This is a genomic window from Robertkochia flava, assembly GCF_020166515.1.
Taxonomy (GTDB): Bacteria; Bacteroidota; Bacteroidia; order Flavobacteriales; family Flavobacteriaceae; genus Robertkochia; species Robertkochia flava.
This window is the reverse complement of sequence record NZ_JAINZT010000002.1, coordinates 708,144-723,338: the sequence shown is the minus strand read 5'-3', so window position 1 is coordinate 723,338 and position 15,195 is coordinate 708,144. Positions and strand designations below refer to the sequence as shown.

At 47.1% G+C, this 15,195-nt stretch carries 12 protein-coding genes; 5 read left to right on the top strand and 7 right to left on the bottom strand.

Annotated elements, in window-relative coordinates; genetic code table 11:
* Positions 1-89: 89 nt before the first annotated feature.
* Both K7R11_RS03625 and K7R11_RS03620 read left to right on the top strand, forming a co-directional pair.
* Positions 90-653 (top strand): DNA-3-methyladenine glycosylase I, encoded by a 564-nt coding sequence (locus K7R11_RS03625; protein WP_224488724.1) that lies wholly within the window; start codon positions 90-92, stop codon positions 651-653.
* 30 nt (positions 654-683) lie between these two features.
* Entirely contained in the window at positions 684-2,498 is a 1,815-nt protein-coding gene (locus tag K7R11_RS03620) for an AMP-dependent synthetase/ligase (RefSeq protein ID WP_224488722.1), read from the top strand.
* A 360-nt stretch (positions 2,499-2,858) separates the two neighbouring features.
* Here the strand turns inward: K7R11_RS03620 and aat are convergent, their stop codons facing one another.
* The 3 genes from aat to K7R11_RS03605 form a co-directional block, all read right to left on the bottom strand.
* Positions 2,859-3,497, bottom strand: coding sequence for a leucyl/phenylalanyl-tRNA--protein transferase (gene aat / locus K7R11_RS03615; RefSeq protein ID WP_224488720.1), 639 nt, complete (start codon positions 3,495-3,497; stop codon positions 2,859-2,861).
* 243 nt (positions 3,498-3,740) lie between these two features.
* Positions 3,741-4,115 carry a DUF3127 domain-containing protein gene (locus tag K7R11_RS03610; protein ID WP_224488718.1) on the bottom strand — a complete coding sequence of 125 codons (375 nt, stop codon included), beginning with the start codon at positions 4,113-4,115 and terminating at the stop codon, positions 3,741-3,743.
* 25 nt (positions 4,116-4,140) lie between these two features.
* Positions 4,141-5,019: a flavin reductase family protein gene (locus tag K7R11_RS03605; protein WP_224488717.1), complete on the bottom strand. Its 879-nt coding sequence runs from the start codon at positions 5,017-5,019 to the stop codon at positions 4,141-4,143.
* 129 nt (positions 5,020-5,148) lie between these two features.
* Between K7R11_RS03605 and K7R11_RS03600 the strand changes: the two genes are divergently transcribed.
* On the top strand, positions 5,149-6,294 hold the full coding sequence (locus K7R11_RS03600; RefSeq protein WP_224488716.1) for a sensor histidine kinase: 1,146 nt from the start codon (positions 5,149-5,151) through the stop codon (positions 6,292-6,294).
* Positions 6,291-6,656, top strand: coding sequence for a hypothetical protein (locus K7R11_RS03595; protein ID WP_224488715.1), 366 nt, complete (start codon positions 6,291-6,293; stop codon positions 6,654-6,656). The genes K7R11_RS03600 and K7R11_RS03595 overlap by 4 nt, the downstream gene beginning before the upstream one ends.
* Here the strand turns inward: K7R11_RS03595 and K7R11_RS03590 are convergent.
* From K7R11_RS03590 to dnaE, 3 genes are all read right to left on the bottom strand, one after another.
* Complete coding sequence (locus K7R11_RS03590; RefSeq protein WP_224488714.1) at positions 6,640-7,029, bottom strand: HIT family protein; 390 nt, start codon at positions 7,027-7,029, stop codon at positions 6,640-6,642. The genes K7R11_RS03595 and K7R11_RS03590 overlap by 17 nt on opposite strands.
* 203 nt (positions 7,030-7,232) lie before the next feature.
* A complete protein-coding gene (gene trxA / locus K7R11_RS03585) occupies positions 7,233-7,550 on the bottom strand; it encodes a thioredoxin (protein WP_224488713.1) in 318 nt (105 codons plus the stop codon).
* A gap of 129 nt (positions 7,551-7,679) precedes the next feature.
* A complete protein-coding gene (dnaE, locus tag K7R11_RS03580; protein ID WP_224488711.1) occupies positions 7,680-12,065 on the bottom strand; it encodes a DNA polymerase III subunit alpha in 4,386 nt (1,461 codons plus the stop codon).
* A 1,615-nt stretch (positions 12,066-13,680) separates the two neighbouring features.
* On the opposite strand from dnaE, the gene K7R11_RS03575 reads away from it, so the two are divergent.
* Positions 13,681-14,121, top strand: coding sequence for a tellurite resistance TerB family protein (locus K7R11_RS03575; protein WP_224488709.1), 441 nt, complete (start codon positions 13,681-13,683; stop codon positions 14,119-14,121).
* A 50-nt stretch (positions 14,122-14,171) separates the two neighbouring features.
* On the opposite strand, the gene fbp is transcribed toward K7R11_RS03575, so the two are convergent.
* The gene (gene fbp / locus K7R11_RS03570) at positions 14,172-15,185 is read right to left on the bottom strand and encodes a class 1 fructose-bisphosphatase (RefSeq protein ID WP_224488707.1); all 1,014 of its coding nucleotides are present in this window, start codon (positions 15,183-15,185) and stop codon (positions 14,172-14,174) included.
* Between the last annotated feature and the right edge of the window lie 10 nt (positions 15,186-15,195).

The following is a 15,195-nucleotide window of genomic DNA, read 5'->3' as shown; positions in this document are numbered from 1 at the left end:
TTTTAAAATCCATCTGTATAACTTAGTGGCAAAGTTACAGAAACCTTACAAAGCGTATCTTTGCCTTTATTAAATCAATTGTGATCTTCATGAAAAGATGTTCCTGGTGCAAGGGCGACCCCTTATACGAAACGTATCACGACACCGAATGGGGGGTCCCGGTAAAGCATGACGACAAACTATTTGAATTCCTCATTTTAGAAACCTTCCAGGCCGGCTTAAGCTGGATCACCATCCTGCGAAAAAGGGAGAATTTCAGAAAGGCCTTCGACGGGTTCAACTACAGAAAGATCGCCGCCTATTCAGAAACTAAACTCCTGGAACTCATGGAGGATCCGGGAATAATAAGAAATAAACTGAAGATCCGTGCAACGGTATCCAATGCCAAAGCGTTTATGGAGGTACAGAAGGAATTCGGCAGTTTCAGCGAATACATTTGGGGTTTTGTGGATCACCAGCCCATACAAAACCACTTTGCATCGCATTCCGACATTCCGGCCAACACCCCCCTGTCTGACCAGATCAGTAAGGACCTCAAAAAGCGGGGATTCAAGTTTGTTGGCAGCACCGTGGTGTACGCCCATATGCAGGCTACGGGTATGGTGAATGACCATGTTACCGATTGCTTCCGGTATGAAGAAGTGCAGAATTGAAAAAACAGGCAGTTATAATTACAGAGAAAGATGAAAGATCATACGGTAGTTTCCATTTTTGAACAAATCAATAGCAACCCGAAAAAACCGGCTCTTGCACTCCTTAACTCATCTACCGGCCAATGGGAGGACCTCCGGGGAGGGATCATTGAAGAACAGATCAGGGAAATTGCTGCTGCCCTAATCGATCACGGAATAGCCCCTCAGGAAAAGGTGGCCATTTTTGCCCAGAATTCCATAGAATGGATACTCACCGACCTGGCCATTATGAGCATAGGAGCGGTTACGGTACCCATCTATGCCACCAATACTTCTAAACAGGCTGAATATATTATCAACGATGCTGCGATCCGGTTGGTTTTTACCGGAAGCAGGGAACAGTTCAACAAGGCCCATGCCATCCTGGAGCGTGGTTTAACCCCATTGGAAACCATTGTTTCTTTTGAGGATACAGGGAAAACGAATGACCCTGCGCCCCTCTTATTATCTGCATTCAGAAAGGTCACTCAGGGTCCGGAAATCATTGCTGAACTTGAATCCCGGATGAAATCCACAGGGAAAGACGATCTGGCCACAATAATCTATACCTCCGGAACCACCGGAGAACCCAAAGGGGTCATGCTCTCTCATTCCAATATGGTTGCCGCCTTTGATATCCACGATAAATACCTTTCGTTTATTACAGACCAGGACCATTCGCTTTCCTTCTTACCCCTGAGTCATGTTTTTGAACGCACCTGGACGCTTTATTGCCTGCACCGGGGGCTCAAGGTTTCTGTACTGACCCACCCGAAAGCGATCATGGAAGCCCTTCAGGCGGTAAAACCCACGCTTTTCTGCACGGTACCACGGCTGTACGAGAAGATCTATAATGAGATTCAAAACCGTCTTGAAACCGCTTCTCCAGGCAAAAAGAAGGTCTTCCATTGGGCAGTGGAACAGGGCAGAAATTACCAGAAGATCATAAATCAGCATGGGAGAGTGCCTTTTTCTACAGGAATAAAAAAACGCATCGCAGATCAACTGGTACTGAACAAGATCAAAGATATAGTGGGAGGCCACCTGAAAATGACCCCCACTGCCGGCGCCCCCCTTTCCCCGGAGATCCAGGACTTTTTGATTGCTGCGGGCATCCCGGTAACCATAGGATATGGCCTGACGGAAACCACCGCCACCGTTACTGCCTTCAGCAGGCACCACTATAAGATCGGTTCTGTTGGAAAGCCCCTGGAAGGCATTGAGATCAGGATCGGGAAAGATGACGAGATCCTGGTAAAGGCCCCGACTGTTATGAAAGGGTATTACAACAAGGAACAGGAAACCAGGGCGGTCTTTGAAGGCGAATGGTTCAGAACCGGAGACGCAGGTCGCATAGAGAGTGACGGGAGTCTGTATATTACAGACCGGATAAAAGACCTCATGAAGACCGCAGGGGGTAAGTATATCGTCCCCCAGCAAACGGAAAGCCTTTTGACCAATGATAATTTCATAGAACAGGCCATGCTGGTGGCCGAGGGTAAGCCTTTTGTTACTGCCCTGGTCGTACCCAACTTTGAAGCCCTTAAAAATTACGCTTCCCAGTTATCGCTCGACTATCAGGGTATAGCAGACCTCCTTAACCATACAGAAATCAAAAAATTCTTTGAAGACAAGATCAACCTGTTGCAGGAAGAACTTGCCGAATTTCAGAAGATCAAAAGGATCAAACTGCTCCACAGGGAGTTTTCCCAGGAAGAGGAAGAGCTCACCCCTACCCTGAAGATCAGACGAAAGATCATATCCGCCCATTTTGAAAAAGCCATAGATGAATTGTATGCGTCTAAAATGACAGATTTCGTGATTTAGGTAGAATTATGAGATTATGAAATAATGAGATTATGGGATTGTAGAGCCTCCCAATGGGCTTAAGCATTACAAAACAGCGTACCTCCTCCGCCACACGTTACCCGAACCACCTCCTCCTTCGAGGGGGAGGGTAGCAATCCTTTTCTCCGTCCACTGCATATGAACCCCTCCTCTCCCCGCCAACGGCGTGGCAACCCTTTCCTGAGGGAGAAGAGTCTCTTTTTTTCCGCATAAACAGTATAATGTGAAATCGGGGGATACCCCCGCCTTTCCAAGGAGGGCCTGCCATCCCTAACGAGAGGAAATCCTGCCATTACCTACAGACAGGGTGACTCAGGACAACGTCCTGAGACGGGGCGGTTACCCCCTGTTCAGAATACTCAGAAACACCTCCCTGTCGATCTCCCGAGCCCCGAGACTGGCAAGATGTTGGGTATACACCTGGCAATCGATAAGTTTACATCCTTCCGACTTTAATCGCTCTACATGCTTAATAAATGCCAGTTTGGAAGCGTTACTGGTTTTGGCAAACATGCTTTCACCACAGAAAACATGTCCCAGGTTAATGCCGTATAATCCTCCAACGAGTTCTTCTCCATCCCAAACCTCTACCGACCTGGCGATACCCCGATGGTGCAAGGTAGTATATGCTTCTATCATTTCTGCCGTGATCCAGGTCCCGGACTGTCCCGGGCGATTGATCAGGGCACATTCGCGAATGACCTGTCCGAAGGCTTTATCCCAGGTAACTTCCAATTGGGTATTTCGCATGAACTGCTTCATACTCTTATGAATTTTCAGTTCTTCCGGATAAAGCACCATTCTGGGATCCGGGCTCCACCAAAGGATTGGAGTCCCATCCTCATACCAGGGAAAAATACCTGAGCGATAGGCCAGGATCAGGCGATCGGGATGAAGGTCTCCCCCGGCAGCCACTACTCCTTCAGGTGAAGCGGAAGATACAGGAGGGAAATAATGGGTTGAGCTCAGAAAAAACATATAACGCAACTATTTTACTAAAAAATTAATGACATATCAATTTTTGATGATTTTTCTTGGCAAAACAAAAAAAATATTTAAACTTTATAAAGCCTTTAAAAACCACTTATTTCATCATTGCTTTTTGAGTTTATATAAAGGCAAAACCTAAAACCACAACATTAGTCCCGGTTAACCTCCGGGGCTTTTTTTATACAAAAAAAGGAAGGTGAACCACCTTCCTTTTTAATATGTTACACGTTTCTAGAACGGCAGATCATCGTGATCTTCCTCCTTAAAATCATTTGCCGGTTCAAATGCGTCTGCCGGTGGTACCGGTGGCATTCCTGCAGGAGCATCCTGAACGAGATTTTCTATTCTCCACCCCTGAACGGTATTGAAGTACTTGGTTTCCCCCTGCGGGCTTACCCATTCTCTACCCCTGAGGTTGATACTTACCTTTACTTCCTGCCCAACGTTAAAATTATTCAACAGGTCGGTCTTATCCTGAACGAATTCGATCATAATGTGTTGCGGGTATTGCTCTTCAGTGGTAACCACCATCTCTCTCTTTCTAAAACCGTTGTTTCCGAAGGTCTTAGTCTCTCCGATCATCTTGATTCTTCCTTGTACTTCCATGTAAAAATGATATAATTAAATAAAGTTATTTAACAGCCGCCAGAAGTAGTTTCCAGGCGTCTGCTGTTTTATCTGTTCTCAATAATTCCTGTGCCATAAGATGCACCTGATCCAGCGCTCCTGAACTCAGTACTTTTTTGGCCTGGAGCGAACTGCTTACAAAAGCCTCCACCTCTTCCGGATCGGGCAAGCGCTCCACATTACCCAGTTTTCCCAGATCATTCCCGGTAAGCACCTTACTGAGTCTTACCTGTTCAGGTATCCGGTCTACCCCGATTCCGAGACTGGACAAGGGCTTAGGCACTTCGAAGAGACCGGCGTTCGCCCGGGAATACCAATTACCCCCCATCCGGCTTACCAGGTCTATTTTATCCTGGTCTATCTGTCCTTGTGCGTCGAGCACCTCTTCGTTGATATGAAGCCTGACGACCTCACAGATCACCAGGTTTCCGGCACCACCTTCGGTACCGAGGGCTTTAACCTCAAGCACCCTGCATTCGAACTGCACCGGCGATTCCTTAACCCTGAAAGGCGCCACAATTTCTGAGGTCTCCATAGTGAGTCCGGCCTTCTCAAACTCATTTACCCCTTCAGGATATTCGGTACTGCTAAGCGACATCTGCTGTACCATGTCGTAATTTACCACATTGATCACCACCTCTTTGGTGGCAATAACATTTTCCAGGGTATGCTTGGTCGTATTATCGCGTACCCGCCTTGCCGGAGAAAAGATCATCACCGGAGGATTGGCACTGAACACATTAAAAAAGCTAAAAGGAGACAGGTTAACTTTTCCATCTTTACTCAATGTGCTTGCAAACGCTATAGGCCTTGGTCCAACAGCCCCCAGAAGGTAGCCGTGCAACCTGGCCGTCGGAATGTCTTTGGGATCAATGGTTAGCATGGTGAAATTTTGAACAAAAATAGCCATTCTCGGATAGCTGAGAAAATGTTTTTGCAGCAGAGCAGACAATAATCGTAAAGGTTTTTCATTTATATTTATAGTAACGCTTAGTCAAATGAAAGCACTTTCATGAACAAAACCACCCGCTGGATCCTTATAATATCTTCCTTTGCCATCGTTGTTTCCATTCTTTTCAATACCTACATTTTCTTTCAGAGGTTCAAGGAGGAAGAACGCACCAAGATGAAGATATGGGCGCAGGCACAGGCAGAGTTTCTTCAGACCACCGACCTGGACCGCGACCTCGGAGACCTGACCCTGGAGGTCCTGAAAAACAACAGAAGCACCCCGATGATCTATGTGGGGATGGACGGAGAACTGCGGTTAAACAACATCCCGGAAACCAAAGTCAATGACAGCATTTACCTCTTCAATAAGATCCATCAATTCTCCCAGGAGAACGCGCCTATAGAGGTCACATATAAAAACGATAAGTACGGCACCCTGTATTACGGAAATTCAGAGGTACTGAACAATCTCAAATACTACCCCATAGCGCTGATTCTGATCATTGTACTTTTTGCGGCAGTGGTTTACTTTTTTTACCACACTTCCATGATTAGTGATCAGAATAAATTATGGGCTGGAATGGCCAAGGAAACTGCTCACCAGATCGGTACCCCGATCTCCTCACTATTGGGATGGACCGAGATCCTGAAAAGCGAGGAGGGCGTAGATCCGGAGGTGACCAGGGAAATCGAAAAAGACATCAGCCGACTGGAGACCATTACCGAGCGATTTTCTAAAATAGGGTCTATCCCCTCCCTGGAGCGAAAGAACCTGGTAGAAGAGACCCTGGCTACCCTGGAGTACCTGAAGGCACGCACCTCCAAACAGGTGAATTTCGCTTTTAAAAGCGACCAGGAAGCCCACTATTCCATGATCAATACCCAGCTCTACAGCTGGACCATTGAGAACCTGGTAAAAAATGCCATTGATGCCATGAAGGGAAAGGGAGACCTGAAAGTTACGATTTCCGGCGACCATAAATTTGCCCGAATAAATATTACGGATACCGGAAAGGGCATTCCCAAAAACGATTATAACCGTATATTTGACCCGGGTTTCACCACCAAAAAAAGGGGGTGGGGTCTGGGCCTATCGCTGGTTAAGAGAATTATAGAGGACTATCATGACGGAAAGGTGAAGGTGTTGCACTCTGCGATAGATAAAGGAACAACCATGCAAATCATCTTAAAAACCGCTTATCCATGAACCTGAGCAAAAAGGTATTTCAAACGGCAACGCTATCGAGCAATTGCCCTGAATGCTTCTCCAACAACAGCTTACTTTTTACCGTATCCCAGAAGGAGGTGAACACGCCCTGGTTTTACCGCCTTACGGACGATCTTTCCGAAAAGATCGAGTGCCAGAAATGCGAGACCACCATCTACCCGGTGCGTTATACCGATGATATTGAACGGGTAAAGGCCTTTTACCTGAGAAGTATGGGTACTCCAACCACCACTTTCCGTTTGAAGGGACTCACCTACGCGATCCTTGCCCTTATCATGGTGGCTGCGGTGGCTTCCTACCTGTTTTTAAACACCCCGGAACTGTTTACAGCTGCTCCCTGACCCTGGCAGCGAGTTCATCGAACTGCTCCGGAGTCATTTTTTCCTTTTCCTGAAAGGTCATCTCCCCCATATGATTTAACGGGATAAGGTGTACGTGAACATGGGGAACTTCCAGGCCTATAACCGCCATCCCAACGCGTTTACAATCTACGGCCTTTTCCAGGGCAATGGCCACTTTTCTTGAAAATGCCATAAGCCCCAGATAGGTTTCCTCATCGAGGTCAAAGATCTTGTTCACCTCCTTCTTTGGCACGCACAGGGTATGCCCTTTGGCATTGGGGTTGATATCGAAGAAGGCAAAATAGTTTTCGTCTTCAGCTATTTTATAACAAGGGATCTCCCCATTGATGATACGTGTGAAAATACTTGACATATGGCGGAATTTAGTGGTTCATATCTTATGCGCAAGGGACAGCAGCGTCATCCTTTTTAAGCCCGGCTTAAAAAGATACAGCGGATGGCCCGGTCCCGTGAATTTTGCGAAGCAAAAACTTCACAGGGATGCGCCCTCTTAAAAATAAAAAAGGTTTGACCTACCGCCAAACCTTTCTTTTATAATGAGGATGTTACTTCTTCTCAGAGCAGTTTATCGATGGCCTCAGAGTATACGTTCTTAGGAGCCACACCTACTTGTCTTCCTACAACTTCTCCGTTCTGGAACACCAATACGGTAGGAATGTTACGTACCCCGTATTTCGCGGCAAACTCCTGATTTGCATCTACGTCTACCTTACCAACTACCGCCTTACCATCGTACTCTTTGCTGAGCTCATCGATGATAGGACCTACCATACGACATGGTCCGCACCATGCTGCCCAAAAATCAACCATTACCGGTTTGTCACTTTTTAAAACTACTTCATCAAAAGTAGCATCGGTTATTTCTAATGCCATTGTATTTAATTTTAATTTAATTTTTCCTTTCTGACGTTAAACCGCAAAGTTTGTCAAATAATTACCTAATCCTTACAGCCTGAATATATGTTTTGGTTATCCTGTTATTTATAAACTCAATAGATTCATCTAATTGAGCTTGTAAAGTACTTCGGCCTGTTTCAGCTCCTGCAGGAACTCGGTACTGATCTCTACCTTCTGTTTCCTGCTGGGCATTTTGATCTGCATATTATCTTCTATACCATGCACGGTAACATAGAGGGGCTTATCTCCTTTATGCAGGGTAACGATATCCTTCAGGGCCACCACCTGCTCTTCTTTCAGGTCCTCCAGTTTGAGGTGTAAGGTAATCTTTTTTGCAAAAGTTTCCATAACATCCTGCAACTGCATCATGCTGTTAAACTGCAGGCGGGGATCGCCCTTTTTCCCGGTATCCTTATTGGTCCACCCTTCCCTCACAAAAACCTTAAAGAACACAAAGCTGTTAGGCACCAGGAAGTGGCGAAGCTTCAGGTAGTCTTCCCCGAAGATCCGGAACTCATAGGAGTCATTATAATCTTCCACCATAAACGCGGCCCAGCCTTTCCCGTTCTTCGACACCTTATGCTGCACGTCTGAGACCACCCCGGCAAAGGCGATTTCCCGGTTTACAATACTGTGCAGATCGTGGAACATCCCTATATGTCCGTTACAGAAGGTTTCGAGTTCGGTCTTGAAGTCGTCGAGGGGGTGACCGGAGATATAGATCCCCACCACCTCTTTTTCCTTGCGGAGCTTTTCCATGGTTCCCCAGGTATCGCAAGGAGGTACTACCGGTTCCGGAATCTGCACTTCGCTGGCTTCCCCGAAAAGGCTTACCTGAGAAGAGTTGGCATTTTCCTGGTATTTTGCCCCATATTTGATAGCCTTTTCCAGGAAGGTGATCCCGTCGCCTTCGTTATGGAAATACTGGGCTCTGTGGGTATCTGTAAAGGAATCGAATCCGCCGGCCAGGGCCAGATTCTCAAAGGCCTTCCTGTTTGCCGCCCGCAGGTCGATGCGTTTGGCCAGGTCGAAAACCGAACGGTAACGTCCGTCCTTCCTGTGCTCCACGATAGTATCTACAGCACCTCGTCCAACACCCTTGATAGCTCCCATACCAAAGCGTATCGCATATTCCTTGTTTACGGTAAACTTGTAAAAGGATTCGTTTACATCGGGCCCCAGCACTACGAGTCCCATTCGCTTACACTCTTCCAGGAAGAAGGTAACCTGCTTGATGTCGTTCATATTGTTTGACAACACAGCAGCCATGTATTCTGCAGGATAGTTGGCCTTGAGGTAGGCGGTTTGGTAACCGATCCATGCATAACAGGTAGAGTGCGACTTATTAAATGCATAGGAGGCAAAAGCTTCCCAGTCTTTCCACACTTTCTCCAGCACATCCCTGGGGTGTCCGTTGGCCTCTCCTCCATCCAGAAACTTGGGCTTAAGTTGCTCCAGCAGGGCAAAGATCTTTTTACCCATAGCCTTACGCAAGACATCTGCTTCCCCCTTGGTGAACCCGGCGAGCTTCTGGGAAAGGAGCATCACCTGCTCCTGGTATACCGTAATCCCGTAGGTTTCCTTGAGGTATTCTTCCATGGCCGGGAGGTCGTAAACGATCTCCTCATCTCCGTGTTTCCTGCGAATAAACGACGGGATGTATTCCAAAGGACCCGGACGGTAGAGGGCGTTCATGGCAATAAGGTCTGCGAAAACCGTTGGCTTGAGATCCTTCATGTGTTTCTGCATCCCGGCAGATTCGTACTGAAATATCCCCACGGTTTCTCCCCGCTGGAAAAGCTCATAGGTCTTTTCATCGTCCAGGGGGATCTCATCGGGATTCAGGTCTATCCCGTGCCTGTATTTAATAAGCTTTACAGTATCCTTGATAAGGGTCAGAGTCTTTAACCCAAGGAAATCCATCTTAAGCAGGCCTGCGCTTTCCACAACCGAGTTGTCGAACTGGGTCACATACAGGTCAGAGTCTTTAGCGATGGACACAGGTACGAACTTGGTAATATCATCGGGGGTAATGATCACCCCGCAGGCGTGTATCCCGGTATTCCGCACCGATCCCTCCAACACCCTGGCCTGGTTAACCGTAAGGGCTTCCAGGTCGTCGCCCTCAGATATTCCGATCAGTTCCTGAACCTTTTCCAGCTCTTCAGATCTCAGCTTCTCCTTTAAACCTTTCTCATCCAGGCCAAAGATCTTACCGAGTTTCATGTTGGGAATGAGCTTGGCGATCCTGTCGGCATCACTCAGGGGAAGATCGAGAACCCTGGCGGTATCCCTGATAGACGACTTCGCTGCCATGGTACCGTAGGTGATGATCTGAGCTACCTGGTTGGCGCCGTATTTTTCGATCACATAATCCATGACCCGGCTTCGGCCTTCATCATCAAAATCGATATCGATATCGGGAAGGGACACCCTGTCCGGGTTGAGGAACCGCTCAAAAAGCAGGTCGTAGGCAATGGGATCCATATTGGTAATTCCAAGACAGTAGGCCACTGCAGACCCTGCTGCAGACCCCCTTCCGGGCCCCACCGACACCCCCATCTTCCGGGCAGCATCAATAAAGTCCCAAACAATAAGGAAGTACCCGGGGTAACCGGTATTTTCAATTACACTCAACTCGAAGTCCAGACGTTCACGGATCTCATCGGTGAGCTCTTCGTACCGCATCTTAGCCCCTTCATAGGTAAGGTGCCTGAGGTATTTATTTTCTCCCCGCTTACCGCCGTCGACATCATCTTCGGCTACCTGAAACTGCACCGGGATATCAAATTTAGGCAACAGTACATCCCGTGCCAGTTCAAAGGGCTCCACCTTGTCTACGATCTCCGCAAGATTCGTGATCGCTTCGGGAAGATCCCTGAACAACTCTTTCATCTCATCCTGCCCCTTGAAATAGTATTCTTCATTAGGCAAGCCATAGCGATAGCCGCGGCCGCGACCAATGGGGGTATCTTTTTTCTCTCCGTCTTTAACGCAAAGCAGAATATCATGCGCATTCGCATCTTCCTGGGCGATATAATAGGTGTTATTGGTAGCCACCAGTTTAACGTGGTGTTTACGCGCCATTTGCACCAATACCTCGTTAACGCGATCTTCATCCTCCTGACCATGCCTCATGAGCTCCATATAGAGATCGTCTCCAAACTGCTCCTTCCACCACAGGAGTGCTTCCTCGGCCTGGTTCTCTCCTACATTAAGCACCTTGGAAGGTACCTCCCCGTAGAGGTTTCCGGTGAGCACCATAATATCTTCCTTGTACTGCTCCACCACCTGTTTATCGATACGCGGCACATAATAGAACCCTTCGGTAAAGGCAATAGACGACATTTTCGCCAGGTTGTGGTATCCCTTTTTATTCTTGGCCAGGAACACCACCTGGTAGCCGTTATCCTTAACCGACTTATCCTTATGGTTCTCACAAACGTTCAGGGTACACCCCAGAATGGGCTTCATCGGGATGGTCTCCGGTTCTTCCCCGTTTGCCTCTGCCTCTTTAAGATGGGCCTCGGCATTCTTGTTATGGGCGCCAACCTCCTTCACGAAATGAAAGGCCCCCATCATATTACCGATATCGGTAAGTGCTACAGCGGGCATTTTTGCCTTTGCTGCGGCCTTCACCAGATCAGGAACACTCGAGGTGGCCTGGAGAATGGAGAACTGAGAATGGTTATGGAGATGTACAAAACTTACATCGGCAAGTTCCGCTATGTTCTGCCTGATCTCTTCCCGGGAAAGTTTATCTGAAGGGGCTGCCTGTTTAAGGGCCTCCCTTATCTTTTCCGATTCAGCCTTGAGGTTCAGGTGTTTTAACCCGATAAGGGGAATGGTCTGAGGATTCTCCCTGGAAAAGCGGTCAAAATAATCCGGGGTTACATCCAGCTGCTCGGCCGTAAACCCTTTCCCTCTTCGGATCAGCTCGAAAAAACATCTTGTGGTAGCCTCTACATCGGCCGTAGCATTGTGCGCCTCAGCAAAGGGTTCCCCGAAGAGGTATTCATGCAGTTCAGTTAGTGTAGGCAGTTTAAACTTACCTCCACGTCCCCCGGGAATCTGGCATAACATGGCAGTCTCCTCTGTACAGGTATCGAGCACCGGAAGTTCCTGCAGGGCATTGTTAACCTCCCTGCGGTAAAATTCGGCGCCCATGATATTCACATCAAAACCCACATTCCGACCCACGATAAAGGTGGTTTTCCTGAGGGCTTCGTTGAATTTTTCGAGCACCTCATCCAGGGGAATCCCCTGTTGCTCGGCCAGTTCCGTGGAAATTCCGTGCACCTGCTCCGCGTCGAAGGGAATATTGAAACCTTCCGGACGGATCAGGTAATCCTGGTGATCTACCAGGTTCCCCATATCGTCATGCAGCTGCCATGCGATCTGAACGGCTCTTGGCCAGTTCTCGGTATCGCTTATGGGCGCATCCCAACGTTTGGGTAATCCGGTGGTTTCAGTATCGAAGATCAGGTACATAAATTCTCGTTTTGACGCTTTTTTTAAAGACTATACCCCGCATAATGCAGGCCGATACCACAGACTTTTAAGGGCTTACGCTTCAAGAGGATACGACACTGCTACCAGGGGGTGTGGGGGTTAAAATTAAGCAGAAATTTTACCCGACAAAAGGGGAGTTGTTAAGAGTTATCAACGGAGGGACGGAGGGACGAGTTTGAGTTTGAGTTTGAGTTTGAGTTTGAGTTTGAATTTGAGTTTGAGTTTGAGTTTGAGTTTGGGTTTGGGTATAAGGCTTGAGTTATGAGGTACGAAGTAACCGAAAGGGTGTTGTGAATGGCAAATGGATCGTCTTCGCGAGGAGCATCTGACTCAGATGCGACGTGGCGATCTCCTTAATAAGAGTTCGGAGGGACGAGTTTGAGTTTGGGTTTGAGTTTGGGTTTGAGTTTGGGTATAAGGTTTGAGGTATAAGGTTATGAGGTACGAAGTAACCGAAAGGGAGTTGTGAATGATTACTGGATCGTCTTCGCGAGGAGCATCTGACTCAGATGCGACGTGGCGATCTCCTTAATAAGAGTTCGGAGGGACGAGTTTGAGTTTGAGTTTGAGTTTGAATTTGGGTATAAGGCTTGAGTTATGAGGTACGAAGTAACCGAAAGGGAGTTGTGAATGACTACTGGATCGTCTTCGCGAGGAGCATCTGACTCAGATGCGACGTGGCGATCTCCTTATTAAGAGTTCGGAGGGACGAGTTTGAGTTTGAGTTTGGATTATGAGGGTACGGAGGTACCAGTTTGAGTTTGAGTTTGGGTAGAAGGCTTGAGTTATGAGGTACGAAGTGAGCCGGAAGGGAGTTGTGAATGACTACTGGATCGTCTTCGCGAGGAGCATCTGACTCAGATGCGACGTGGCGATCTCCTTAATAAGAGTTCGGAGGGACGAGTTTGAGCTTGAGTTTGAGTTTGGGTATAAGGCTTGAGTTATGAGGTGCGTAGTGAGCCGGAAGGAGGGGATAATTTCCTTTCCAAAATAAACAGCCTCCTAGCATCACGGGGTAACCGCTCAAATCCATACCTCCATAACACAGCACGGCATCTCCGCATCACAAAAAAAGCTGCCTCAGGGCAGCTTTTTTTTTAAAACACGTAACTTAAAATATAATGATTGTCGACTTTAAAACGAGACGGTTATACAAGTTCCTTTTGGGGGCCGGAACCTCAACCTGCCTCAAAAATAGGTTAAGCAATATCTTCGAACGGCTGATGCAATCGCACCGTGATCTTTTCTGATTTTCAACGATGCAAAGATACGCCGGTACACGGGTTGACAGATTGTAAAATCCGGGCTTTAAATTGCTGATTTAAAAACCTTTTGAAATTTTCGTGGAATTAGACCTGCACCTTAACGAACTCTTCCCTACCCCATCATAGCTACTGAAAACCGGCTCAGCTCACAAAGGAACTCTTCCGATTTCCCACCTCTTTTCTCGCTTAAAATTGTGCGCTAATCGAAGGATTTAAAATCAAATTTCCGTAAATTGTAGACAGGAATTGTAACGGGAAGACCCCTTAAAAACTTTTCTTTAAGTAAGATTTCATCAACTTTTCAAACGCAAATTTAACACCGTAAAAATATGTCTATATCAGATCTTTATTCAAGCGGGTTCAGAGAGAGAAACCGCGATCATTTTGCAGCCATAGTCAGGGTCGCGTTATCTGACGGGGAGATCACTCCCGAGGAGCATGAGTTTTTGAGCAGGCTGGCAAAAAACCTGGATGTGGAGCCCCCTGAATACGAGAAGATTCTTGAAAACCCATTTATCTATCCTGTAAATCCACCCTTATCGCATGAAAAACGACTTGAGCGTTTGTACGATATTGCCCGCATGGTCTACGTGGATGAGATCGAAGATGAACCGGAAATTCAGATCATGAAGCGGCTATGCATCGGGTTGGGGTTTAAAACAGACAAGGTGGATGCTGTCATTCAAAAGGCAATGGACCTGATTCATGAAGGAGCCACCCTTGATCGATTTAAAGACGAAATGAAATACATGCCGGAAACGCATAAATAATTTTCCATTTCCATTAAATAAAAGGCCGGTATAACAACCGGCCTTTCGTATTATTTTGAAGAATACTCCTGCATAAAGGCCTCTGCCTTTTCCACCATCTTCCTGCTTCCGCAGAAAAACGGGACCCGCTGATGCAATTCTTCAGGCTGTATATCCAGAATGGGCTCAAAACCGTTACTTGCTTTTCCTCCCGCCTGTTCCGCAAGAAAAGCCATCGGGTTACACTCATAGAGTAAGCGGAGCTTTCCATTTTCATTTGCACTGCTCTTCGGGTACATATAAATTCCACCCTTGATCATATTCCTGTGAAAATCGGAAACCAGGGAACCTATATATCTCGATGTATACGGCCTGTCTCCTTCTTCTTTCTGACAGTATTTAATATACTGTTTCACCCCCTCCGGGAAATGGATATAGTTCCCTTCATTCACAGAATAGATCTTCCCGGTTTCGGGAAACGTCATATCCGGATGAGAAAGGTAAAACGTCCCTATCGCCGGGTTCAGGGTAAACCCGTTTACTCCGAAGCCCGTGGTGTAGACCAGCATGGTAGAGGTGCCGTAGATAATATATCCGGCGGCCACCTGCCTTCTGCCAGGCTGCAGAAAATCTTCCAGGGTCACAGGGGTTCCTATAGGCGTTACCCGACGGTAAATACTAAAAATAGTTCCTACAGAAACATTCACGTCGATATTACTGGAACCATCCAAAGGATCGATCAGCACCACATACTTGTTCTGATGGTTGTTATCTGCGCTGTTGATGCGGATAAAATCATCTTCCTCTTCCGAGGCGATCCCGCAAACGATCTCCCTGTTTGCCAGGGTCTGTATAAAGCGTTCGTTGGCAAGCACGTCCAGCTTTTGCTGGGATTCTCCCTGGATATTGGTATCACCACTGGCTCCAAGAATATCCACCAACCCTGCCTTATTCACCTCGTGGTTTACCACTTTGGCTGCTAATCGGATGGCATTGATGAGTTTGGATAACTCTCCTGAAGAGTACTTAAAGGCGGTCTGGTTTTCAATAATGAATTCTCCCAGGGTTTGTTTTTTTATCGACATTTAGGAATTA